Raw genomic sequence first — 22109 nt, forward strand, 5'->3', positions numbered from 1 at the left:
GGCCTCAGACGACGTTGATCTTCTCGAAAATGCCCTCTGCGCCGATCTCCTTGGCGTAGGTGGCCATCACGGGGTCGGCGAGCTTCTTCATGGCATCCCGCTCCTCGAAAGGAACGCGCTTGAGCTTGCCGGCCTTCTCCAGCGTGTCGAGCTTGACGACCTCTTCGCTCGACTCGAGCTGGCGGCCGTAATCGCCGGCCTCCTTGCCCGCTTTCATGATCGCGTCCTGCAGATCCTTCGGCAGGGTCTTCAGGGTCTTGACGGAAAAGCAGATCGGCCGGATCGACACGGCGTGCTGGGTCAGGTTGAGATGCGGCGCCACTTCATAGAACTTCATCGCCTCGACGCCGGCCGCTTCGTTCTCGCCGGCTGATATCACCCCGTTCTGGATCGCGTTGTAGACTTCGTTATAGGCGATCACCGTGGGGCTCATGCCAACGGCCGCAAAGGTCTTCGACCAGATCGGCGCGCCCTGCACGCGCACCTTGAGGCCCTTGAGGTCGGCGAGGTTCTTGAGCGGCTTGTTGGCGAAGATGTTGCGGATGCCGCCGCCGGCATAACCGATCAGAACCACGTCCGCCTTGGCCGCGACCTCGTCGGCGACTGGCGCCAGGATATTGGCTTCGACCACCTTGTTCATGTGCTCGATGCCCTTGAACACGAAGGGCGCATCGATGAACGGGGCGGCCTTGGCGAAGGTCGACATGTGAGCCGGCGAGACGATGCCGTAATCGACTGCCTTGCCTTGCGACATGTACTCGAAATACTGCTTCTCGAGGCCGAGCGAAGAGTTCCTGTGCAGGGTGAAGTTGACGGGCTTGCCGTAATACTTCTTCACCAGCTCCTCGAACCGCAGCAGGGCCCGATTGAAGGCATGGTCGTCATTGAACTGCACGGCACCGTTCAGTGTGATCGGGGCTTGCGCCCTCAGGATCGACGGCATGCCGATGGCAGCTGCCGCAGTGGTTGCACCGATCCCAGCGAGAAATGACCTTCGCTTCATCGTCTCCCCTCCCTTTGATGCTCCGGCCCTGTCGCCGGGCCGTGAGCGCAGCCGTTATGCGGCTTGCGAGAGGCAAGCGTATGAAAAACCTCGGCGGGACGGAAGTCATTTCGCGTGGGCTGGAGCTACCCCTTCGTCGCAGGACTGCACGTAAACGCCTGCTGCACTGCAACTCGCCGCTTCGGTATGCGGCGGAGGCGCGAGGTCTCCGGCGATCAGGAGCGCGCTGGACGGACGGCGAAAATTCGTGGCGCAGCACAATTCCTGCGCCTATGGTCTCTTCAAAATCATTGTCCGGTGCTGCCGCGCTGGAACCGGGACGCCTGCGTTCGCCAAAGCTTACCTTGCCCGTTCGGCTCGCCTCCTTGTCGCCGGAACGACGCTACCGCTGATCGTTTTCGCGGTGGGCCTTGCCTATTACAACTACCATCAGGATCGCAGCGAGGCTGCGCGCCGTTTGCTGGAAACGGTGCGTAGCATGCGCATGGTGCTCGATGCCGAGGTGCAGCGGATCACGGGGGCTTGCCCCTGCCGCGCGGCGTCGTCTGCACTGTGACCTGCACGCTGGAGGAGACGCTTTGATCCGCGGTCCACGCGCATATCGCAACGCAACACGGGGTGTGCTGCGACAATTGCGCTTGCGCTCATCCATTCATCCGATGTTAAACATCCGATGATTGCAGCTGCCGGGGCGTGGCAGCCAAATACAAACGAACCAGCCGCGACAGGCCGGACGGGAGAAACGTACGAGTGGCAAGAGCGCGCCCGAGCCCCGTCGACAAGCCGATCAAGCCCGGCCGCATTCGCGCCGTGCTGACGACGCTCGGCCGGGAGATCGCGCAGGATCTCATTCCGGTCGGGACAGCCCTGCCGCCGGAACCTGAGCTCGAAGCCCGCTTCGGAGTCGGGCGCGGCGTGGTGCGCGAAGCCATCAAGACGCTCGCCGCCAAAGGTCTGGTCAGCGTGCGGCCGCGCCACGGCACGCACGTGCTGCCGCGCCACGAATGGAGCCTGCTCGACCGCGACGTGCTAAGCTGGCTGGTCGGTCAGGACGAGCCGGATCGGGACCTTCTGCTGGCAATCCAGGAGGTGCGCTCGATCATCGAGCCCGCTGCCGCAGCGCTTGCGGCCGAGCGTGCAACAAGGAACGACCGCTGGCGGATCGACACGGCCCTGGCGGCGATGCAGACTGCAAAGGACCAGGCCAGCGCCCTCGCTGCCGACAAGGCTTTCCATCTCGCCATCCTGGACGCGACCCACAATCCGGTCCTCCAGGGCTTTCGCGGGGCGATCGATACCATTCTGGGCACCGTCTTCACCGTTGCCGTCGGCGGCCCCGGCGGCTGGTTCAAGGACAATCTGCCGAACCACGTCACGGCGGCGCGGGCCATCGAGAGCGGCAACCCGGAGAAGGCGCGCGCCGCGATGGAACGGCTGCTGGGCTACACCCGATCGAAGCTGTCGAACCGAAAGACCATTATCGCCGCGGCGGCTCGCAAAGCGGATGGATCGACCCTGCGCGCCGTCAGGAAGCCGAGCCTCAACCGCAAGAGAAAGCGCCATGCACCGTGACATGAGGGGCTCGGCCCGGATCCCCGCTCCGCGCGGATCGCGAGGAGGGTCGCAACCGATACAGATATGCGATTGCGCGAGACGCGGCTACGATACCAGCAATGATCAGTGGGAAATGCCGGTACAGGCATAGCTGAGCCTCAGGGAGGTCGAATGCAGCTGACGGGCAGTCTGAAAGGCCGATCGTCGCGGCTGATGCGCAGCGTCAACTCGCTGGCCGGCGCTGCAATGTTCGTCGCGCCGCTGCTTGCGCTGGTCGCGGTCTGGGCCGCCGTGATCCCGCTGTTCAACGTCAATCCGCGCGTGTTTCCCTCGGTCGGCGCGGTCGGCACCGCCGCGCTTGACTCGATCCGGGACGGCACGTTGTTCGCCCATGTTGGCGCCAGCCTCTTGCGCGTCGGCCTGGGGACCCTAATCGGCATCGCCACCGCGGTGCCGCTCGGTATCGCCATGGGCGTCAGCCCGACGGTCGCGGCCTTTCTCACGCCGCTGTTCCGGTTCTTCTCGGTGCTCGCCGGCATTGCCTGGATCCCGATCGCGACGCTGTGGTTCGGTTACGGTTTCGGCGCGATCGTCTTCGTGATCTTCAACGCCGTATTCTTCGTCGTCGCCTACAACACGCTTCTCGGCGTCAGGACCATCCCGCACACGCTGCGCAACGCTGCCGCCTCGCTCGGCGCCGGCCGCTGGGCGCTGCTGACCGAAGTACTGCTGCCGGGCGCGCTGCCCAATATCGTCACCGGCATTCGCACCGGCCTGGGCTTTGCCTGGCGCGGCCTGATCGCCGCGGAGATGATCGCGACCAATGTCGGGCTCGGCTACATGCTGTTCGTCGCGCGCGATTTCTACCGCACCGAGGTGATCGTGTTCGGCATGATCGTGATCGGCGTGCTCTGGCTTCTGATCGACCGTCTGTTGCTCGTCCCGCTGGAACGCGCGACCATCGAGCGCTGGGGCATGGTGAGGCGCGCATGAACGTCCTGCTGCAAATCTGGGCCGGCTATGCCCGCCTGACCCGGCGCTGGCCGGGCATCGCCGCGATCATTCCCTTCATCCCGGTGCTGGCGCTGTGGACCGCGGTCAGCGAGGCCGGGCTGTTTCCACGCGCGTTCTTCCCCGGCCCGGCCGACGTCATCCGCGCATTCTTCACGCTGACCTACAAGGGCATCCTGCCCGACTATCTCCAGGACAGCCTGATCCGGCTCGCGACCGGCGCCGCGGTCGGCATGGCGCTCGGCATACCCTTGGGCATCCTGATCGGCACCAGCCGCTGGGCGCATCGCATCTGCTGGCCGGTGCTGCTGTTCTTCCAGGCCATCGGCGACATCGCCTGGCTGCCGATCCTTCTGATCTGGTTCGGCTTCGGTCTGACGACGATGACCTTCGTCATCGTCTACACCGTGCTGTTCCCCGTCGTGCTCAACACCGTGCTCGGCGTCGAATCGGTACCGCGCGATCTGTCACGCGCCGCCTTGAGCCTCGGGGCTTCGCGGGCGCGCGTGCTCTGGGAGGTGACGCTGCCCGGCGCCCTGCCCAACATCATCACCGGCCTGCGCAACGGACTCGGCTACGGCTGGCGCGCGCTGATCGCGGTCGAGATGATCGTCGGCACGTCGGGCATCGGCTTCATGATGTTCGATGCGCGCCGCGCCGGGTCGACCGTCGAGATCATCCTCGGCATGATCATTCTCGGACTGCTCTGGTACATCGTGGACGCCTGGATTCTCGCCCCGCTCGAGCGTGCGACCGGCCAGCGTTGGGGATTGGTGACATCATGAAGACGCTCTCGCTGCGCAATCTCGGCAAGACCTATTTCGACCCTTATGCAGGCGCGCATGTCACCGCCGTCCACGACATCTCACTCGACGTCGAGCCCGGCGAGTTCATCTCGGTGGTCGGCCCCTCCGGCTGCGGCAAGACGACGATCCTGAACATGATCGCCGGCTTCATTCCCTATTCGAAGGGGGACATCCTGCTCGACGGCAAGCCGGTGCACGGGCCCGGCCCCGAGCGCGGCGTCGTGTTCCAGTCGTTCGCGCTGTTTCCCTGGAAGACCGTGCTCGACAATGTCGGCTTCGGGCCGAAGATGCGCGGCGTGCCGAAGGCCGAGCGCGACCGCATCGCGCATGAATATCTCGCGCTTGCCGGGCTCTCGCATGCGGCGCACCGCTATCCCAACGAGCTTTCCGGGGGCATGCAGCAGCGCGTCGGCGTGGTGCGCGCACTCGCCAACAACCCTGACGTCCTCTTGATGGACGAGCCGTTTGCCAGCGTCGACGCGCAGACGCGCATGACGCTCCAGGAGGAGCTGACGCGCATCTGGCAGGAGCGCAAGCCGACGGTGATCTTCATCACCCATGACGTGTCGGAAGCGGTGTTTCTCGCCAATCGCGTGGTCGTGCTCTCGAAGGGACGCGTGCTCGACGAGATCGCGGTCGACCTGCCGCGTCCTCGCATCTGGGACGATCTCGTCAGGGATGATGAGTTCAAGCAGCTCTCGGCGCGCGTGCTGCAGATGGTGCGCGCAGCATGAGCATCGCCGCCGACGTTCTTCGCTCGCCCAAGAGCCGTGTCGTTCTCGGCGCGGTGGCCGCATGGGCACTGTTTCAGCTCTGGCTGACCATCGCGGCGCCCGGAAAGATCTCGCCGCAGCTCACGGGCACGTCGGAAAAGGTGAACGTGCAGATCGAGCTGCCGTTCACGCCGGAGCGTTTCCACGTGCTCGCCTTCCAGCAATACGGACGCGTCTCGGGCACGGACGAGCATTCGATCGAGCTGCGCGGTGTCAAAAGAACGGACCTCAATGCCGTGGCCCGGCCCTATTGGGTGACGGCGGTGGGGCCGATAAAAGAGGGAGGCTGAGACTATGAAACGACTCTTGCTGCTTGGATTGGCGCTTCTGGCCGGCATGGTGCCGGCAAGCGCCCAAACCCTGACGAAACTCAAGGCCGGCATGGTCACCGGCATCGACCAGATCGGCCTGCCCATCGCGCTCGAGCGCGGCTTCTTCGAGAAGTACGGGCTCGACGTCACGATCGCACGCCCCTACGCCACCGGCGTCGACGCGCTGAACGCGTTGCAGGCCGGCGAGAGCGAGATCGTGCAGGTCGGCGTACCCATGATCGGCGCGGTGCTGCGCGGCATGGACCTCGTCGCGCTGGGCAATTACAGCGGCAACGCCACCAAGGCCGGCTCCGATGCCACGATGGCGATCATCGCGCGCGAAGGCTCGGGCATCGTCAAGGGCGACCTGTCGACGTTGAAGGGCAAGAAGATCGCGGCGTCGTTCGGCACGATCAACCATCTCTACATCCTGGCGACGCTGGAGAAGGCCGGGCTGAAGCCCGACGATGTAACACTGGTCAACACCCCGCCGCCGGACATGACCGTCGCCCTGCTCGCCAAGGGCATCGACGCGTTCTCGGGCTGGGACCCCTGGCCGATCGTCGCGGGCAAGGACGTGCCGGGCGCCGTCGAGATCATTCGGGGCGGCGACGTGATCTCCTATATCGGCTTCAACGTCGCGCTACGCCCATGGGTGCAGGCCAACGGCGAGACCATCGAGAAATTCCTCGCCGCCGTCTCCGAGGCCGACCAATGGATGCGCAAGAACCCGAAGCTGGCGGCACAAGTCGCCACGCGCTGGATTCCAGGCCTGAAGCAGGAGGTCGCGGAGGCCGCGATGCAGTTCAACATCCAGCAGGCGGACCGCCGGCTGTCGGCGAACAACTACCGCGCGCTGTGGAGCGCCCAGGACCGGCTCACCCGGCTCGGCATCCTCAAATCGACCTTCGACGTCAATGCGCATATTGAGCCGAAGCACATTCTCAAGGTCATGAAAGACCGTCCTCAGCTGTTCGCCGACCTGCCGCCGATCCCGGAGACGGCGGCGATCACGCCGGGCTACGTGTTCAAGCCCTGAGCATTGTTGCAAACGTCCAGACCGGCGCGCCATGCGCGCCGGTCCGGCCCATCGTCTGCAACGCTGGCGGGCGTCTGGTCTAGACGGTCGAGATGCCGTCGATCGGGCTGACATCCCCGACGAAACGCAGCAGGTCGGCCATCGTGAATTCGCCCGGCACTTGCGACGGCAGCGTCGGCTTCCAGGTCTTGCCCTTGAGCCAGAGATACGACTGGTGGTCGCCATGGACGAGGCCGACGAAGACCTCGGCAAGCAGGGTCGCGCCGACCGGGCCGAGCCTTTCGCCGCTGCCCCGCTGCTCCGCCTCCTTGAGGATGTAGTACCAGAGCGGGGTGTTTTGGTGCAGGCCATGCTTCTTCGCCACGGCGCCGTCGCTCCCCTTCGAGATTTCTTCCGGCGTCAGCGGATTCTTGATCTTCATGGCCTTGGCGACGTCCTGCCCGGACGGCAATCCCAGCAACACGCCGCGCTTGAGGTTGCGGAACGGCAGGCTGCCGCCGTCACCAGGCAGGGTATGGAGTTGCGGCACGATGAACGGGTCGATCTTGCGGGAGGGATTGAAGCCCACGCCCGCAGGATTGTTCGGCAACAGCTTATAGTAGCGCCGCCAGTCTATGATCCAGTTGCTCGAAAGCACCGGAAGCGGGAGCGGTGGCTGAATCGGGTTTGGTGCCAGATCGCCGATGATGCCGCCCGACAGCCCGGTGAACCTGAACAGCAGGTCCAGGGTCGCCGGCGCGAGGCCACCGGGCGTGAAGATCCGGTTGTGGCTATAGACCTGGCGCACCATGCTGTGGCCGAGACGATAGACCGCCCCCGAAAACTCGACGGGCATGTAGGGGATCTTCTTGAAGCGGTAGAAGCGCCGACCCTGCTCGAGGATCTTTGCGACGATCCCCTTCTCGGTAATCCGCTCCACGAAATCGTGCAAGACCATCCATTGGTAGTGCCAGGTCACGATCCGGCGCGCTTCCTCGAAGATCTCGCCCGCCGGCTTGCCGGACGCCGCGAGCTGATCGCAGACCTTGTTGTGAAACTTCAGCATCGCAAGGTGGGTTTGCGCGACGACCAGGTTCTCGTCGTTGCGGTGATCGCCGATCAGGGCAAACCCCTCGGGATTGCGCGGCAGGTCGTTGCGATGATCGCCGGTGATGTCATCGACGTTGACGGTCTTGCCGATCAGCAGCTTGGGGCCCGGTGTCTTGCCGCTGTCGCTGGCCGAATTGCGCGCGTAGAGATGACGGCTGCCGTCGGGGCCGAGACCATAGACGCTGTCGAGATCGAGTGCGGGCGTGCGGAAATTCGTGACCGCCGTCGGATCGGCTTCCTTCTCGCCGAAGGAGGTCAGATCGAGCGTAATGTCGTGATCGACGAATTGGCCGAGATAGGTGAAACCCGCGGGGACATTGAGGTTGTTTCCCGCGGCGTCGCCGGGGGCGGGATCCTTCATCGCGTCGGCGAGATCGCGCAGCGGACCGTCGTCGACAGCCAGCGGCTCCAGGGTCGGAAACATCCGGCCAAACATGCCCGGATCGTCGTGTCCGGAAAGCGTATCCAGAAATTGTCGCGTCGGTTGACGTCCGGCCTTGCCGTGACCGGGATGAACATTCACGTCGGTTCCCATCGCTTGCTCCTGCTCAAATGCTTTAGGGGAGAGGGGCGCCGAAGATGTCGATTGGCCTAAAATACTCGTTTCAGTATACGTTCTGAAGAATTGCCCCTCAGGGTGCAGTACGAGAGAATATTACCACAGATTGCATTCTGTGGATGGGCCCTGCCGCGAGGCCTTTTGCCCCACCGACGACACAGGCTTTTGATCGTCCGGAGCACGAGCAGGAAAGACTAAGGCGCGATCGACGCGTTGGCTCAATCTCTCAGCGCGTCAGCGCTTGGCAGCGAACCGCGACCAGATCTCAGCGTCCGTGTAGAAGTCCACGCCGCCATCGAGATCTCTCACCAGCCACTCGCCGAGGTAGACGATCTGTGTGCCGCTGCGCCGCTCGTGCCGAAGCTCGAATTTTCCGTCGGCATCCTTCTGCAGCGAGCAATTCGACTGAACCCAGCTCGGCCACTCCTGCAGCGGCTGCCCCAGAAATTGCCAGGCAACCAACGCCGCGTTGTCCGACAGGGGTTCTAAGCGCAGTGTCTTGGTCACGTGATCTCCACCATGCGAGTTGTCCCCCGATGCAACGCCTTGGGACCGGAAAGGTTTGGAATCGTCGTTCCGTGACAGCATGCCTGACCGATTTCAACGGTTCCTCTACTTTTTCGTCCGTGAAAACCCGGTCCCCGCGCGCCCTAACCGATCGTCTGCAGCACCGGAAACGTCTCCAGCAGCCAGATGCTCACATTCGAGACCGCGCCGGTGAGAAAGCCGATGCCGGTGAGCACCATCAGGACGCCCATTGCGCGCTCGACGTTGACGAGGTGGCCCTTCATGCGCGCGAACAGCGCGGAGAACTGTTCGATCATCAGCGCGGCGATCAGGAATGGGATGCCGAGGCCCGCGGAATAGACCGCGAGCAGGCCGGCGCCCCTCGTCACCGTGGCTTCCGCCGCGGCGACCGAGAGGATCGCGGCGAGGATCGGGCCGATGCAGGGTGTCCAGCCGAACGCGAATGCGAGGCCCATGATATAGGCGCCCCACAGGCCGACCGGTTTGGGGATCGGCAGGCGTCCTTCCCGCATCAGAAAGCCGATCCGCGTCAGGCCGAGGAAGTGCAGGCCCATGATGATGATGACGATGCCGGCGAGGATCGACAGCTCCGCCGACCAGGCACGGATCAGCCCGCCGATCAGCGAAGCGCTGGCGCCGAGCGCCACGAAGATGGTGGAGAAACCGAGCACGAACAGGAGCGCCGACATCATAATCGCGCGCTTGGAGGCCGCGACCGGCTCGTCGCTCTCGACATGCTCGATCGTGGCGCCCGTGAGGTAGACCAGATAGGGCGGAACCAGAGGCAGGACGCAAGGCGAGAGGAAGCTGACGAGGCCCGCAATCAGTGCGGCCGGAATCGAAACATTTTGCATGATGCAATCGGAGCCATCTCAGGCCCCGTCAGGGCGCGCAGGGACCGCGCCCGGCCCGGAGCCGAACCGGCTCTGGTGTAGCCCATGCCGGAGAATGCGCAACAGAGGCGCACAAAGCCAGGGCTCCGCCCGATGCCCTCCGTGATCACAGATGCGGCATCGGGACGCGCACAAACCTCGCCGGAAAGCGAGATTGGGCGGCGCGGCTACTTCACCACGCGGAGCAGCGGACGCCGGGGCTGGTCCTGCGTCTGCTTGGAAGGGGGCGGCGGCTCGCTGGCAGCGCTCCGCAGCATTTCGTCGCACAGCGCCTTGAGATCGGCACTGTCGATTCCTTTCAGTTTCATCCTGACGTCGAGGATGACGATGGACAGCATCTCGGCCGACTCGCGGCTGTTGCAGGCATTGAGAACCCTGCGGCACTCCTCGAGCGTTTCCAGCACCGACTGCAACTGTTCGTCTGAATGCGACACCGGCGTTCTTTCCGTTAATTCGGCCTGCGAGACGTATCTGTCACGCCCCCTTGGCCCCCATGGAAGACGATAGATAGCACGAGGCGACTGCGCCTTCGAACCTGATTTCAGTGTGTTTCTGCTGTGGAACCGGGTTCCCGCTCGCATCGCCATGCGGTGCCTTTGGCGACCGCCGCAATGCTCCGGGAGCGAACGCCTGACGCGGTGCGATTGATCCAGCAACGGCGAAGAGCACCGACTCCTGCGCAAGACCGTTCATTGCAGTCAGCGCCGGCACTCCCTCAGCCATCTCGCGGCTCGCAACGGAACTCACGTCATACCCCTCACTCGAGCCGATAGCCTCGCCCGAATTCCCAGCCCATGGGAGCATCCAAATACCGCCCTAAGGTAGTAAGGATGACGTTCAAAACTCGTCGTTCCCCAACCCGTCGTGGTTGTGGTTTGCGCCAGATTCTGCCAGTTTAGCGTTCCAAAGGGAATTGTATGCACTCCTTGGCGGAAAGGGGCGTTCCTCTGGAGGAACGCCCAAAGACAAATATCAGCGGCCTCTCCGACTGGGACGCCGCCCGCATATTCTTGGAAGTCGTCCGATGCGGAAGCTTTCGCTCGGCGGCCGAGCGCCTGTCTCTGTCGATCAACGCCGTGCGGCGCCGAATCGACGATTTCGAACGCCAGACCGGCACCACGTTATTCACGCGCGACGTCCACGGCACCCATCTGACCGATGAGGGCGCCTTGGTAGTCTCCGCTGTCGAACGCATGGAGGCGGCCACCTTCGACGTGCTGCGCGCCAGCGATTCGATGGCCAACGCGCTGTCGGGCGAGGTCCGCGTGGCCGTCACCGAAGGGCTCGGCACATTCTGGCTTGCCCCCCGCTTGGTCGAATTCCAGCAGGCCTATCCGAAAATCCTGGTGGACCTGCATTGCGCGATGCGCTCGGCCGACGTCTCGCGCCACGAGGCCGACGTCGCCATTCATCTGTCTCGTCCCTCGGCGCTGGACATCAAGCTGGTGCGGCTCGGCCGCATGCATCTGATGTTCTGGGCCTCCGAGAAATACATCGCAAAGCATGGCGCGCCGCGCTCGGCGGCGGAATTGATCAAGCATCGTCTGGTGCTGCAATTCGCCGACCAGCTCGCCGCCAAGGAATCCTTCGAGAGCTTCTTCCCGGGCGTGTCGGAACGTGACCTTCTGGTCATGAAGACGAACGTCTCGAGCGCCAATTATTGGGCGGTCGCGAACGGCGCCGGCATCGGCGTCTTCCCGAGCTACGCCATTGCGCTCGGCGGGAAACTAATTCCACTGGAGGTCGAGCTGAACCGGCCGCTGGATATCTGGTTGTCCTACCACCCCGGTAGCGGCCGTATCCCGCGCGTGCGGCACATGATTGACTGGCTGATCGACGCTTTCAATCCGGCCCGCTTCCCGTGGTTTAAGGAAGAGTTCGTGCACCCGCATGAATTCAAGGACTCGTATATGGGCGAACCCCTGACCCAGCTCTTCGGGGGATTTTCAACCGAAGAACAAAGGTGAAAACAGAGATGAAAGCAGCGGCGAAAAGAATGAAGCAGCGCAGCGCGGGCAAGCCGGACATCGAGCTTGGCAAGCGGATCCGTCTGCGGCGCGTCGAGATGAAGATCTCGCAGGCCGAGCTCGGCGAGAAGCTCGGCGTCAGCTTCCAGCAGGTGCAGAAATACGAGAAGGGCGTCAATCGCGTCGGCGCGGCCCGGCTTCAGCAGATCGCCTCCGCCCTCGATGTGCCCGTGACCTTCTTCTACGACGGCGACAACAAGGCCCGCGAAGTCGAGAGCCTGCTCTTTCTCGATTCGGCCTTCAGCCTCCGCCTGCTGCGCGCCTACAGCAAGATCAAGGACCAGACGGTGCAGCGTCAGCTCGTCTCGCTGATGGAATCGATCGCGGCGAACGAGAGCTGAGGCCGGTCGACGGTCCGGCCTTCGCGGCCGACGTTCAATCCGCCGCGTCACGGGGGCGCGGCCGGATTGCACGAGATCGGCCGAAAGAAGTCTGCGTGCAACTGCGCGCGGCCTGTCTCGGGGCGGCCTGGCCGCCCCTTTTTCTTGGCGGTCTTTCTTCGACGTTTCGGCCTCCGTCGAACGCCGCGCGCCATGCAACCGCAGCACAGCCGGATGCAGGCTCTGCTCTCCCGCGCCGGTTGACCGCGGCGGCGCCTGCGCCGCACATTGCGCCTCGCCACCGAGCAGCGAGCGCGCGATGCCAGACGTTATCAGCACGACCGGAACACCATACGCCGACGGCAAGATTCTGACGCACACGGCCGATGGCGTCGGCGTGATCACCTTCAACAATCCCGACAAGCGCAACGCAATGTCGCTGGAGATGTGGGAGGGATTCGGCGAGGCGCTGACGGCCTTGCGCGACGACGACACGGTGCGCGTCGTGATCCTGCGCGGCGCCGGTGGCAAGGCGTTCGTCTCGGGTGCCGACATCAGCCAGTTCGAGAAGGTGAGGCACAATGCGGCGGCGTCCGAGCAATACGCCAAGCGCAGCGCCGCCCAGCGCACGCTGCTCGCCGATTATCCCAAGCCGACCATCGCCTGCATCGACGGCTATTGCCTCGGCGGCGGCATGCAGGTCGCAATGCTCGCCGACATCCGCCTCGCCTCGCATGAAAGCCAGTTCGGCATTCCCGCCGCCAAGCTCGGCATCGCCTATGGCTATGACGGCCTGCGGCATCTGGTGTCGCTGGTCGGGCCGTCCTGGGCGCGGCTGCTGATGTATACGGGCATGCGCATCGATTCCGCCGAGGCGCTGCGCATCGGGCTCGTCGAGCGCGTGTTTCCGCAAGGCGAGCTCTGGGGCGAGACCATGGCGATGGCCGAGACGATCGCGCAGAACGCCCCGCTCGCGATCAAGGCGGCCAAGATCACAATCGCGCAGGTGCTGAAGGACGAGAGCCGGCGCGACATGGAGGCGATCAAGGTGATCGGCAATGCCTGCATGGACAGCGCGGATTTCCGCGAGGGCCGGCAGGCCTTCATGGAAAAGCGCAAGCCGCAGTTTAGGGGGAAGTAATTTCGTCGTGGAGAGAAGCGAAGAGCACAGCCCCTACAGCGCTCCCAGCACCGCTTTCGTGATGTCAGCCGTGCCATTGCCGCCGCCGAATTCCATCGGCTTGATGCCGCCGGCATAGACCTGGTCCACCGCACGCTCGATCGTCTCGCCGGCTTCCGCAGCGCTCTCGATGCCGTGCTTGTCGGCGAGCCAATCCAGCATCATCGCGGCGGACAGGATCATGCCGGTCGGGTTGGCCTTGCCCTGCCCCATGATGTCAGGCGCCGTGCCGTGGCACGGCTGGAACACCGCGTATTTGTCACCGATGTCGGCGGACGGCGCCATGCCGAGGCCGCCGATCAGGCTCGCGGTGATGTCGGAGACGATGTCGCCGAACATGTTCTCCATCACCATCACGTCGAAATCCCAGGGACGCTTGACCAGCATCGCCGAGCAGGCATCGACATAGAGCCGGTCGGTCTTCACGTCAGGATGCTTCTTCTCGATCTCGTCGAAGATGCCGCGGAAGAACGCGAACGCCTTGAATACGTTCGCCTTATCGACGCAGGTGAGCGCGCCCGGCTTGCCGCGCGCCTTGCGCCGCTCGGCATGGCGAAACGAGAACTCGAACAAACGCTCGGAGGTTTTGCGCGTGATCACCATGGTCTCGCGCGCGTCCTCGTGGGTGACGACGCCCTTGCCCATCGAGGCGAACAGGCCTTCGGTGGACTCGCGGATCACGACGAGATCAATGCCGCGCTGGTCCGCGCCGACGATCGGGCTCGGTACGCCCGGAATGAGGCGCGCCGGACGCACGCCGGCATAGAGATCGAAGATGAAGCGCAGCTCGATCTGCGGCGCGATCTCGGTGTTGTCGGGGTAGCGCACCGACGGCAGGCCGCAGGCTCCGAGCAGGATCGCGTCCGCCTCCTCGCAGAGCTTGATGGTGCTATCCGGCATCGACTTGCCGGTCGCGAGATAATGATTGGCGCCGGCCGGCGCCTCGGTGAAGCGGAAGCCGAGGCCGGACTTCTCGCCGACCTTGCGCAGCACCTCCAGCGCCGGCGCCATGACTTCAGGGCCGATGCCGTCACCGGCGAGCACGGCAATGTGGAAGGCGTTGTTTGCGGACATTTAAGGCCTCAAGGGAGGTGTCAACCAGGTCGTCATTGCGAGCGAAGCGAAGCAATCCAGAACTGCATCCACGGAGACATTCTGGATTGCTTCGTCGCTTCGCTCCTCGCAATGACGAGGGAGAGAGCATTCGTTACGGCGTCAGCACCGTACGCCCGACCACCGCGCCCTGCTGCAATTGCAGCAGCGCGTCGTTGGCCTTGGCGAGCGGTTGCGGCGTCACCGGGATCGGCGGCACCTTCTTCGACCGCACGAGGTCGAGCAGCTCCTGCGTCTCGCGCAAGTTTCCGACATAGCTGCCCTGGATCGTCACCGCCTTGATCGGAATCAGCGGCAACGCCCAGGTCGCGCCGCCGCCGAACAGGCCGACAAGGACGAGCTTACCGCCCTTGGTCAGGCAGTCGAAGCCGAGCTGCGTCGTAGCAGCGTTGCCGACGAGGTCGATCACGGCGCGGATAGGGCCGCCCGCCTTCTTGGCAAGCTGCTCCAGCGCGTCAGGGGCCTTGGGATCGACGGTCGCAAGCGCACCGGCCTTCTCCGCCGCCTCGCGCTTCCTCGCGTCGATATCGACCATGATCGCGCCCTTGCCGCCCATCGCCTTGAGCAGCGACAACGCCATCAGGCCGAGGCCGCCGGCGCCGAACATCACGATCGGCGTGTCGAAATGCTGCTCGACCTTCTTCAGCGCGCTGTAGGTGGTGACGCCCGAGCAGGCATAGGGCGCCGTCGTCGCGGGATCGAGGCCCTTCAGATTGAGCAGGTAGCGCGGATGCGGCACCAGCATGTGATCGGAATAGCCGCCGTCGCAGTAGACCCCGAGCGAGCGCGGCGTCAGGCACATGTTCTCGTCACCGGCGAGGCACGTTGCACATTTGCCGCAGCCGATCCAGGGATAGACCAGCCCGACATCGCCGACCTTCAGGTCGCCCTGGTCGGTCGGCTTCACGTCGGGGCCGAAGGCGAGGACTTCGCCGACCGTCTCGTGGCCCATGGTCAGCGGCAGGTTGATGCCGCGGTCCTTCAACGAGAGCGGCTTGCGGCCATGGCCGAGATCGTAGCCGCCTTCCCAGATGTGGAGGTCGCTGTGGCAGACGCCGGCGGCCTTCACCTTGATCAGCACCTGCGTGCCCGAGGGCTGCGGCGTCGCCTCGTCGACCTCCTGCAGCGGCGCCTTGAAATCGGCAACCTTGAAACTCTTCATCGGCGTCCTCCCGCATGCTTCTTGTTGTCGCGCCACCATGCCATGGTCGGCGCGACCAGACAAACCGGTCTTAGTTCAGGCCAGCGGATGATGGCAAGCCGCGAACTGGCCGGGTGCGACCTGGCGCAACTCCGGTATCTCCGCGCTGCAACGCTGATCTGCGCGCGGGCAGCGGGTGCGGAAGCGGCAGCCGGATGGCGGCGCAATCGGCGATGGCGGCTCGCCGGCCGCCACACTTTCGGCGGGTCGCACGTCCGGATCCGGCACCGGGATCGCCTGCAACAGCAGCGCGGTGTAGGGATGCGCAGGCCGCGCGAACAATTGCTCGGAGGGGGCGACCTCGCAGAGCCGGCCGAGATACATCACCGCGACGCGGTCGCTGACCGCTTTGACCACCGCGAGGTCGTGCGCGATGAACAGCAGCGTCAGACCGAAGCGCGCCTTCATCTCCTCCAGCAGGTTGAGGATCTGCGCGCGAATGGAGACGTCGAGGGCCGACACCGGCTCGTCGCAGACGATGAACTCCGGGTTGAGCACCAGCGAGCGTGCGATACAGATGCGCTGGCACTGGCCGCCGGAGAATTCGTGCGGCAGGCGGGTCGCCACGAGATCGGGGTCGAGCCCGACCGCGGAGAGCACCTCGTGAACGCGCCGTTTGCGCTCGGCGGCATCCTTGATCCCGGCGATGATCAGCGGCTCGGCGACGATGTCGCCGATGCGCCGGCGCGGATTGAGCGAAGCAATCGGATCCTGGAAGATCAGCTGCACGCGGCGGCGCATCCGGCGCAGCGCCTCGCCCTCCATCGCGGTGAGGTCCTCGCCGTCGAACATCACGCGGCCGGACTTGGCGCGGCGCAGTTGCAACACCGCGCGCCCGAGCGTCGACTTGCCGCAGCCGGATTCGCCGACCAGCCCAAGCGTCTCGCCGCGCGCGACCTGGAGGCTGACACCGGAGACGGCATGAACAATCTTGTTGCCGAGGCCGTATTCGACCACGAGATTGTCGACGTTGAGAAGCGGCGCGGGGCGCGCGGCAAGCTGCATCATGCCTCGATCCCCTCCGTCATCCGGATCGGATGGAAGCAGGCATAGAGATGTCCCGACACCTCGGCGCTGGTCAGAACCGGTTTGGCCTCATGACAGCGCCCGCCGGCATAACTGCAGCGCGGCGCGAAGGAGCAGCCCTTCAGCGGGCGCGTCGGATCGGGTGGACGGCCCCAGATCGCCGGCAGCGGCGTATGCGGCGCGGTATCGAGCTTCGGGATCGCCGCCAGCAGCGCCTCGGTGTAGGGCATGTGCATGCGCTTGAACAAGGCTTGCGTCGGCGCGCGCTCCACCACCCGGCCGGCATACATTACCGCGACCTCGTCGGCGCGGCCGGCTACCACGCCGAGATCGTGGGTGATGATGATCATCGCCATGTGGCGGCGGCGCTGCTCGCGCGCGAGCAGATCGAGGATCTGCGCCTGGATGGTGACGTCGAGCGCGGTGGTCGGCTCGTCCGCGATCAGGAGCTTCGGCTCGCAGGACAGTGCGATCGCAATCGCGATGCGCTGGCGCATGCCGCCGGAGCATTGATGCGGATATTGCGCGAGCCGCTGCTCCGGGGCGGGAATGCCGACGGCGGCGAGCAGCTCGATGCTGCGGGCCTTCGCGGCGGGAGCGTCAAGCTCGAGGTGCTCCTGGATCGTCTCCATCAGCTGCGTGCCGATGGTGAGCACAGGGTTGAGCGAGGTCATGGGGTCCTGGAATACGACCGCGAGGTCGCGCCCGCGCAGCCGCCGCAGGCTTTCAGGCTCGAGCCGCACCAGATCCTCGCCGTCGAACATCACCCGGCCCGTCAGCTTCGCCTTCTTCGGCAGCAGCTGCAGCACGGCGCGCGAGAGCATGGTCTTGCCGCAGCCGGATTCACCGACGATTCCGAGCGTGCGGCCGGCCTGCAGCGAAAGGTCGACGTGATCGACCGCGCGCAGGTTTCCGCGCGGGGTCGGCAGCTCGACCGCGACATCCTCGATGGCCAGGAGCGGCGCGGTCACAGTGCCCCCTGACGTGGGTCGGTGAGAGCCCGCAAGGTGTCGCCGACGAGGTTGAACGCCAGCACGGTCGCAAACAGTGCTGCCGCCGGCAGAAAGGCGAGGCGCGGCGCGACGTCCAGACTGTCACGTCCCTCCCCGATCATGCTGCCCCAGCTCGGCATCGGCGGCGGCACGCCGAGGCCGAGGAAGGACAGCGCGCCCTCGACCACGATGGTGACGGCGACGCCGAGCAGGAAGAAGGCGAGCAGCGGCAGGATGACGTTCGGCAGCAGCTCGCGCAGCAGGATGCGCGCATGGCTCGCCCCTAACGCCTCGGCGGCGATCACGAATTCTCGCCGCGCCAGCGTCAGCGTCGCCGCGCGCGCCACGCGCATGAAAGCGGGAATGCCGAGCACGCCGAGGACAATAGTGAGGTTGGGGACCGACTGCCCGAGATAGGCGACCACCGCGAGCGCGAAGATCAGCGGCGGAAAGGCGAGCAACACATCCATGCTGCCGACCACCAGCGTCTCGAACCGGCCGCGGAAATAGCCGGCCAGCAGGCCGAGCGCGCCGCCGATGACGAGGCCGATCATGGGCGCGATCAGCCCGACCGTTAGCGACACCCGCGCGCCAAAGATCAGCCGGGCGAGCTCGTCGCGGCCGAGCCCGTCGGTGCCGAGCCAATGTTCCCCGGAGAAGGCGGCGCGCCGTTCCAGCATGTCCATATCGGTCGGGTTCTGCAGCGGCAGCACCGGCGCCAGGATCGCTAGCGAAAGGATGATCGCAACCCAGGCGCTTGCGATCCAGAACAACAGGCCGAGCTTGGGCTTGCGGCCGACCGGCGCAGCTACCTCCTCGTCCTGGATCGACAGCTCAAGCGTGGCCATGGCGGATCCTCGGATCGAGCACGGCATAGAGCATGTCGACGATGAAGTTGACGATGACGAAGCCGCAGGCGACCAGCAGCACGACGCCCTGGAGAATGACGAGGTCCCGGGTGTAGATCGCCCCGACCAGCAGCCGGCCGATGCCGGGCAGCGCGAAGATCGATTCCACGATCAGCGTGCCGCCGAGCAGGCGGCCGATATTGATGCCCGTCACCGTCACCAGGGTCAGCGACGACGGCTTCAGCGCATGCACCAACAGGATGCGCGATGGCTTGAGACCCTTTGCTTTCGCCAGCGCGATATAGTCCTCCTGCAACGTCGCGATCATGTCGGAGCGCAGCACCCGCATGATGCCCGGCCATTCCGCCAGCGCCAGCGTCAGCGCCGGCAGCACGAAGAAGCGCAAATTGGCCAGCGGCGCCTCGGTGAACGGCACATAGCCGGTCGCCGGCAGCCAGCGCAGCTCGACCGCGAACAGATAGATCAGCAGGATCGCAGTCAGGAACGACGGCATCGACAGCATCGCGAAAGCGCTGCCGGTCATGAAGCGGTCGAACGCACCGCCGGCGCGCGCGGCACAGGCGATCGCAACGGGAACACCGATCAGGAGCCCGATGAACTCGGCCATCAGCATCAGCTGCAGCGAGACCGGGATGCGTTCGGCCACCGCCTGCAGCACCGTCTGCCCGGTGCGAAACGAGCGGCCGAGATCGCCCTGCACCACGTGGCCGAGCCAGCTCAGGTAACGCCACCACAGCGGCTGGTCGAGTCCCATGTCGCGGCGCAGCGCCGCGACGTTCTCCGGCGTTGCCTGATCGCCCAGGATGACGAGCGCGAGATCGCCCGGCAGCAGCGAGGCGATCAGGAACGTCAGCAACGAGACGGCGAGCAGGACCGGCAGCATGGCAAGCAGCCGCCGCGCGACGAAGTTCAGCATCGCGCGGTCATTCCAGCCAGGTGGTCGAGACGTCGATCACGCCGTTGTAGATCTTCGGAAAGCCCTTCAGCTTGGCGCTGGACAGCGCGTAATAGGTATTCTGGAAGGTCCAGAACCAGATCGCCTCCTTGTTGATCAGACGGCTGATGGCGCAATAATCCTCAGTGCGCTGGCCGATGTCGGCGGTGACGCGCGCATGGTCCAGAAGCTTGTCGAGCTCGGGGTTCGCGTATCCGGCGAGCGCCAGCGGGCTGCCGCTGCGGAAATTCGCGTACATCTGCGGATCGGGATCGGCGAGATCGACGATGCGCCACGGCGTCAGCTGGAACTGCCGGGTGAAGGCGCGCGTCGGAATCGTGGCCTGGTCGACCTGCTCGATCTCCATGTTGGCGCCGACGCGCTTCCAGAATTGCTGCAGCACTTGGCCGACCATGCGGCCGCGCGGCGTCGCCGTCACCAGCATCTTGAACTCGACCGGCTTGCCGTACTCCTTGATCAGCGCCTTGGCCTTCTCAACGTCGAACGGCAGCGCCCCGTCGTCCTTGCACTTGACCCAGGAGCCGTCGCCGTAAGGATTGCTCGCGGGCCGGCTCAGGCCGTTGCTGATCGCTTGCGACATCTTGGGACGGTCGATCGCCATCACCAGGGCCTGCCGCACCCTCACGTCATCGAACGGCGCCACCTTGGTGTTGAAGGCGTAGACCTGCGCGCCCGAGCCCTTGTAGGTGTGCACGGTGAGCTTGGGGTCCTTCTGCGCCCTCATGATGTTGTCGGCGTCGTTCTCGTCATCCCAGATGATGTCGGCCTCGCCCGATTGCAGCGAGGCAAAGCGCGACTGCGCGTCGGGCAGCGGCTTCAGGACGATGCGGTCGAGATACGGGCGACCCTTGTCCCAGTAGTTCGGGTTCTTCTCCAGCACCATGCGGTCGCCGGCGGTCCATGATTTCAGGATGTACGGGCCGGTGCCGACGGGATTGCGGTTGTAATCGTCGCCCTTGGTCTTCCAGGCGGTCGGCGAATGGATGACGTTGTTCTGGCTCTGGATGGTGATCGTCGCCGGCAGGTTCACGGAAGGATCGGTGAGATTATAGACGATTGTGTATTCGTCCGGCGCCAGCACCTCCTTGACGTTGGTGATGTAGAAGGCGCAGCGGCACTTGTTGGCGGGGTCCTTCTGCCGGTCGAAATTCTCCTTGAAGGCCTGCGCATTGAACGGCGTGCCGTCGTGGAATTTGACGCCTTCGCGGAGCTTGAAGGTCCAGGTCTTGTAGTCCTCGGAATGGCTCCAGGACACCGCGAGCTTCGGCGCGGCCTCGCCCTTGTCATTCAGCGTCGTCAGCGTGTCGAAGATCGCGGCGGCAGCGGTGAAGGTCGAGGTGTCGTAGACGCCGACCTTGAGCGGATCGAAGCCTGCGATCTCCAGCTCCTGACCGACGGTGATGCTGCCGCCTGATTTCTGCGCCTGCGCTGGCGTAGCCAGTGCAAATGCCGCAACGAGGAAAATAGGCACGCGCCTGCGTGCCAAGGCCGCCGCGTTCGTCATGGTTCCTCCCGGGATCCCTCGTCCGATGTTTCGGATCGTGAATGACTCGGAGGCGAGCTTGGCGACAAATGCCCGCCTCGGCAAGAGGAACGAACGAGAGTTCGAACGCCGCATGTGGCGGCGATGAGACTCAGGATGTCGCGGCCGTTTTGCCTGGCGGAATTGCCGTACCGTCCGCAAGGCCGATCTCCTGGCGCAACGCGTCGGTGTGCTCCCCGAGCACGGACACGGTCTTGGCCGGCGCCGTGTCAGCCCCCGACATCCGAAACGGCAGGTTGAGCACCTGGAACGAGCCGCCCTCGTCCCGCACCTCGGAGAGTGCCTGGCGGTGCGCAAGCTGCGGATCGGCCAAGGCCTCGGACACGCTGCGATAGGCCGAGGCCGGCACGCCGGCAGCGCCAAGCACGCGCAAGCACGCATCGGTCGAAAGCTGCCGCGACCAGATTTCGACGCCGTCCATCAGCTCGGCCCAGTTCGCGCGCCGCGCAGCATAGGTGGCGAAGCGTGGATCGGAGACCCAGTCCGGGCGGCCGATCACCCCCATCAGGGCCTGGAACGTCTTCTCGCTGGCGATCGTGATCATGACGTAGCCGCTTGCCGTCTCGGTCGGTCCGAACATCGGGCGTGGCGGCGGCGGCACCGCGAATTGCGAGCTCTGCAGCTCGGTCAGCGTCAGCGACAGCATGGTTTCCAGCATGGAGACGTCGATGTGCTGGCCGGCGCCCGTCACGCTGCGTTGATAGAGCGCCGACGCGATCGCGCCAAAACCATAGGTCCCGGTGACGACGTCGGCGTGGTAGATACCGCAATAGTCGGGACGGTTGCGGCCCGGCTGGTAGGCGAGATGGGCCATGTCGTAGCCCGAGGCCGCGTGGATCACCGGGGCGTAGGCCGGCAGCTCGGCCGAAGGGCCGGTCTGGCCATAGCCCGAGATCGAGCAGTAGATCAGCCTCGGGTTGACCTGACGCAGGCTGTCGTAGTCGAGCCGAAGGCGGCGCATCACGCCGGGACGGAAGTTCTCGACCAGAATGTCCGACGTCGCGGCCAGCCGGCGCACCGCCTCCTTGCCATCCTCGGACTTGAGGTCGAGGACCACGCTCTTCTTGCCGACATTGAGCTGACCGAACGCGGTGCTGCAGCCGTTGCGGAGGGGAGGCCGCGTCCGCATCGTCTCGCCGCCATCGGTCTCGATCTTGATGACCTCGGCACCCATGTCGGCGAGCATCCGTGTGCAATGGGGCCCGGCGATGGTGGTCGAAAAATCCAGCACCCGCAGGCCCGCGAAGGCCTTTGTCGTCGTCCCCTCATGCTTATCTGCTAGCTGCATGCCTGCCTGCGCCCTTGAACTCGTGGAAC

At 65.0% G+C, this 22109-nt stretch carries 22 protein-coding genes and 1 pseudogene; 10 read left to right on the forward strand and 13 right to left on the reverse strand.

What is annotated here, in order from left to right; all coding sequences use genetic code 11:
• Nucleotides 1–4 precede the first annotated feature (4 nt).
• Nucleotides 5–1003: a TRAP transporter substrate-binding protein gene (locus ACTEK7_RS10250; protein ID WP_036004529.1), complete on the reverse strand. Its 999-nt coding sequence runs from the start codon at nt 1001–1003 to the stop codon at nt 5–7.
• Between the two features lie 272 nt (nt 1004–1275).
• Between ACTEK7_RS10250 and ACTEK7_RS10255 the strand changes: the two are divergent.
• The 7 genes and pseudogenes from ACTEK7_RS10255 to ACTEK7_RS10285 all read left to right on the forward strand — a co-directional run.
• Nucleotides 1276–1556 (forward strand): annotated as a pseudogene (locus ACTEK7_RS10255) (hypothetical protein); the annotation flags it as partial.
• A gap of 197 nt (nt 1557–1753) precedes the next feature.
• A complete protein-coding gene (locus tag ACTEK7_RS10260; protein WP_036004523.1) occupies nt 1754–2575 on the forward strand; it encodes a FadR/GntR family transcriptional regulator in 822 nt (273 codons plus the stop codon).
• A gap of 153 nt (nt 2576–2728) precedes the next feature.
• Entirely contained in the window at nt 2729–3550 is an 822-nt protein-coding gene (locus ACTEK7_RS10265) for an ABC transporter permease (protein ID WP_225127429.1), read from the forward strand.
• Nucleotides 3547–4353 carry an ABC transporter permease gene (locus tag ACTEK7_RS10270; protein ID WP_036004520.1) on the forward strand — a complete coding sequence of 269 codons (807 nt, stop codon included), beginning with the start codon at nt 3547–3549 and terminating at the stop codon, nt 4351–4353. Before ACTEK7_RS10265 ends, ACTEK7_RS10270 begins: the two co-directional genes overlap by 4 nt.
• Entirely contained in the window at nt 4350–5108 is a 759-nt protein-coding gene (locus ACTEK7_RS10275; protein ID WP_225146127.1) for an ABC transporter ATP-binding protein, read from the forward strand. The genes ACTEK7_RS10270 and ACTEK7_RS10275 overlap by 4 nt, the downstream gene beginning before the upstream one ends.
• Nucleotides 5105–5437, forward strand: a complete 333-nt coding sequence (locus ACTEK7_RS10280; RefSeq protein WP_225146128.1) for a hypothetical protein — start codon at nt 5105–5107, stop codon at nt 5435–5437. The genes ACTEK7_RS10275 and ACTEK7_RS10280 overlap by 4 nt, the downstream gene beginning before the upstream one ends.
• Nucleotides 5438–5441: 4 nt before the next feature.
• Nucleotides 5442–6497, forward strand: a complete 1056-nt coding sequence (locus ACTEK7_RS10285) for an ABC transporter substrate-binding protein (RefSeq protein ID WP_036004511.1) — start codon at nt 5442–5444, stop codon at nt 6495–6497.
• Nucleotides 6498–6576: 79 nt separating this feature from the next.
• On the opposite strand, the gene ACTEK7_RS10290 is transcribed toward ACTEK7_RS10285, so the two are convergent.
• The 4 genes from ACTEK7_RS10290 to ACTEK7_RS10305 all read right to left on the reverse strand — a co-directional run bounded on the left by ACTEK7_RS10290 (nt 6577) and on the right by ACTEK7_RS10305 (nt 10000).
• Nucleotides 6577–8121: a peroxidase family protein gene (locus ACTEK7_RS10290; protein ID WP_225146129.1), complete on the reverse strand. Its 1545-nt coding sequence runs from the start codon at nt 8119–8121 to the stop codon at nt 6577–6579.
• Nucleotides 8122–8379: 258 nt separating this feature from the next.
• The gene (locus tag ACTEK7_RS10295; protein WP_036025895.1) at nt 8380–8652 is read right to left on the reverse strand and encodes a hypothetical protein; all 273 of its coding nucleotides are present in this window, start codon (nt 8650–8652) and stop codon (nt 8380–8382) included.
• 143 nt (nt 8653–8795) lie between these two features.
• Nucleotides 8796–9527: a cytochrome c biogenesis CcdA family protein gene (locus ACTEK7_RS10300; RefSeq protein ID WP_036004503.1), complete on the reverse strand. Its 732-nt coding sequence runs from the start codon at nt 9525–9527 to the stop codon at nt 8796–8798.
• A 206-nt stretch (nt 9528–9733) separates the two neighbouring features.
• Nucleotides 9734–10000, reverse strand: a complete 267-nt coding sequence (locus tag ACTEK7_RS10305; RefSeq protein WP_025034806.1) for a hypothetical protein — start codon at nt 9998–10000, stop codon at nt 9734–9736.
• Between the two features lie 483 nt (nt 10001–10483).
• Here ACTEK7_RS10305 and ACTEK7_RS10310 point away from each other — a divergent pair, with 483 nt between their 5' ends.
• The 3 genes from ACTEK7_RS10310 to ACTEK7_RS10320 all read left to right on the forward strand — a co-directional run bounded on the left by ACTEK7_RS10310 (nt 10484) and on the right by ACTEK7_RS10320 (nt 13054).
• Nucleotides 10484–11533, forward strand: coding sequence for a LysR family transcriptional regulator (locus ACTEK7_RS10310; protein WP_036004499.1), 1050 nt, complete (start codon nt 10484–10486; stop codon nt 11531–11533).
• 29 nt (nt 11534–11562) lie between these two features.
• Nucleotides 11563–11934, forward strand: coding sequence for a helix-turn-helix domain-containing protein (locus tag ACTEK7_RS10315; protein ID WP_020608151.1), 372 nt, complete (start codon nt 11563–11565; stop codon nt 11932–11934).
• 298 nt (nt 11935–12232) lie between these two features.
• Complete coding sequence (locus ACTEK7_RS10320) at nt 12233–13054, forward strand: enoyl-CoA hydratase (protein WP_225146130.1); 822 nt, start codon at nt 12233–12235, stop codon at nt 13052–13054.
• A gap of 33 nt (nt 13055–13087) precedes the next feature.
• Here ACTEK7_RS10320 and ACTEK7_RS10325 read toward each other — a convergent pair whose 3' ends face one another.
• The 8 genes from ACTEK7_RS10325 to ACTEK7_RS10360 form a co-directional block, all read right to left on the reverse strand.
• Complete coding sequence (locus ACTEK7_RS10325) at nt 13088–14167, reverse strand: isocitrate/isopropylmalate dehydrogenase family protein (RefSeq protein WP_225146131.1); 1080 nt, start codon at nt 14165–14167, stop codon at nt 13088–13090.
• Between the two features lie 133 nt (nt 14168–14300).
• Nucleotides 14301–15368 carry an alcohol dehydrogenase gene (locus ACTEK7_RS10330; RefSeq protein ID WP_036025902.1) on the reverse strand — a complete coding sequence of 356 codons (1068 nt, stop codon included), beginning with the start codon at nt 15366–15368 and terminating at the stop codon, nt 14301–14303.
• A gap of 75 nt (nt 15369–15443) precedes the next feature.
• Nucleotides 15444–16415, reverse strand: a complete 972-nt coding sequence (locus ACTEK7_RS10335) for an ABC transporter ATP-binding protein (protein ID WP_074447511.1) — start codon at nt 16413–16415, stop codon at nt 15444–15446.
• Nucleotides 16412–17404, reverse strand: a complete 993-nt coding sequence (locus ACTEK7_RS10340) for an ABC transporter ATP-binding protein (RefSeq protein WP_225146132.1) — start codon at nt 17402–17404, stop codon at nt 16412–16414. The genes ACTEK7_RS10335 and ACTEK7_RS10340 overlap by 4 nt, the downstream gene beginning before the upstream one ends.
• On the reverse strand, nt 17401–18273 hold the full coding sequence (locus tag ACTEK7_RS10345) for an ABC transporter permease (protein WP_036004454.1): 873 nt from the start codon (nt 18271–18273) through the stop codon (nt 17401–17403). Before ACTEK7_RS10345 ends, ACTEK7_RS10340 begins: the two co-directional genes overlap by 4 nt.
• Nucleotides 18260–19210, reverse strand: a complete 951-nt coding sequence (locus tag ACTEK7_RS10350; RefSeq protein WP_036037769.1) for an ABC transporter permease — start codon at nt 19208–19210, stop codon at nt 18260–18262. The genes ACTEK7_RS10345 and ACTEK7_RS10350 overlap by 14 nt, the downstream gene beginning before the upstream one ends.
• Before the next feature lie 7 nt (nt 19211–19217).
• A complete protein-coding gene (locus tag ACTEK7_RS10355; RefSeq protein WP_109144553.1) occupies nt 19218–20753 on the reverse strand; it encodes an ABC transporter substrate-binding protein in 1536 nt (511 codons plus the stop codon).
• A 130-nt stretch (nt 20754–20883) separates the two neighbouring features.
• Nucleotides 20884–22080, reverse strand: a complete 1197-nt coding sequence (locus ACTEK7_RS10360; RefSeq protein WP_036025930.1) for a CaiB/BaiF CoA transferase family protein — start codon at nt 22078–22080, stop codon at nt 20884–20886.
• Nucleotides 22081–22109: the final 29 nt, after the last annotated feature.

This window comes from Bradyrhizobium sp. JHI2711 (assembly GCF_056156565.1).

Coding starts and splice junctions, on each gene's coding strand:
- ACTEK7_RS10250 (WP_036004529.1), bottom strand. CDS start 1,003: ATGAAGCGAAGGTCATTTCTCGCTGGGATCGGTGCAACCACTGCGGCA.
- ACTEK7_RS10265 (WP_225127429.1), top strand. CDS start 2,729: ATGCAGCTGACGGGCAGTCTGAAAGGCCGATCGTCGCGGCTGATGCGC.
- ACTEK7_RS10270 (WP_036004520.1), top strand. CDS start 3,547: ATGAACGTCCTGCTGCAAATCTGGGCCGGCTATGCCCGCCTGACCCGG.
- ACTEK7_RS10275 (WP_225146127.1), top strand. CDS start 4,350: ATGAAGACGCTCTCGCTGCGCAATCTCGGCAAGACCTATTTCGACCCT.
- ACTEK7_RS10280 (WP_225146128.1), top strand. CDS start 5,105: ATGAGCATCGCCGCCGACGTTCTTCGCTCGCCCAAGAGCCGTGTCGTT.
- ACTEK7_RS10285 (WP_036004511.1), top strand. CDS start 5,442: ATGAAACGACTCTTGCTGCTTGGATTGGCGCTTCTGGCCGGCATGGTG.
- ACTEK7_RS10290 (WP_225146129.1), bottom strand. CDS start 8,121: ATGGGAACCGACGTGAATGTTCATCCCGGTCACGGCAAGGCCGGACGT.
- ACTEK7_RS10300 (WP_036004503.1), bottom strand. CDS start 9,527: ATGCAAAATGTTTCGATTCCGGCCGCACTGATTGCGGGCCTCGTCAGC.
- ACTEK7_RS10310 (WP_036004499.1), top strand. CDS start 10,484: ATGCACTCCTTGGCGGAAAGGGGCGTTCCTCTGGAGGAACGCCCAAAG.
- ACTEK7_RS10315 (WP_020608151.1), top strand. CDS start 11,563: ATGAAGCAGCGCAGCGCGGGCAAGCCGGACATCGAGCTTGGCAAGCGG.
- ACTEK7_RS10320 (WP_225146130.1), top strand. CDS start 12,233: ATGCCAGACGTTATCAGCACGACCGGAACACCATACGCCGACGGCAAG.
- ACTEK7_RS10325 (WP_225146131.1), bottom strand. CDS start 14,167: ATGTCCGCAAACAACGCCTTCCACATTGCCGTGCTCGCCGGTGACGGC.
- ACTEK7_RS10330 (WP_036025902.1), bottom strand. CDS start 15,368: ATGAAGAGTTTCAAGGTTGCCGATTTCAAGGCGCCGCTGCAGGAGGTC.
- ACTEK7_RS10335 (WP_074447511.1), bottom strand. CDS start 16,415: ATGATGCAGCTTGCCGCGCGCCCCGCGCCGCTTCTCAACGTCGACAAT.
- ACTEK7_RS10345 (WP_036004454.1), bottom strand. CDS start 18,273: ATGGCCACGCTTGAGCTGTCGATCCAGGACGAGGAGGTAGCTGCGCCG.
- ACTEK7_RS10350 (WP_036037769.1), bottom strand. CDS start 19,210: ATGCTGAACTTCGTCGCGCGGCGGCTGCTTGCCATGCTGCCGGTCCTG.
- ACTEK7_RS10355 (WP_109144553.1), bottom strand. CDS start 20,753: ATGACGAACGCGGCGGCCTTGGCACGCAGGCGCGTGCCTATTTTCCTC.
- ACTEK7_RS10360 (WP_036025930.1), bottom strand. CDS start 22,080: ATGCAGCTAGCAGATAAGCATGAGGGGACGACGACAAAGGCCTTCGCG.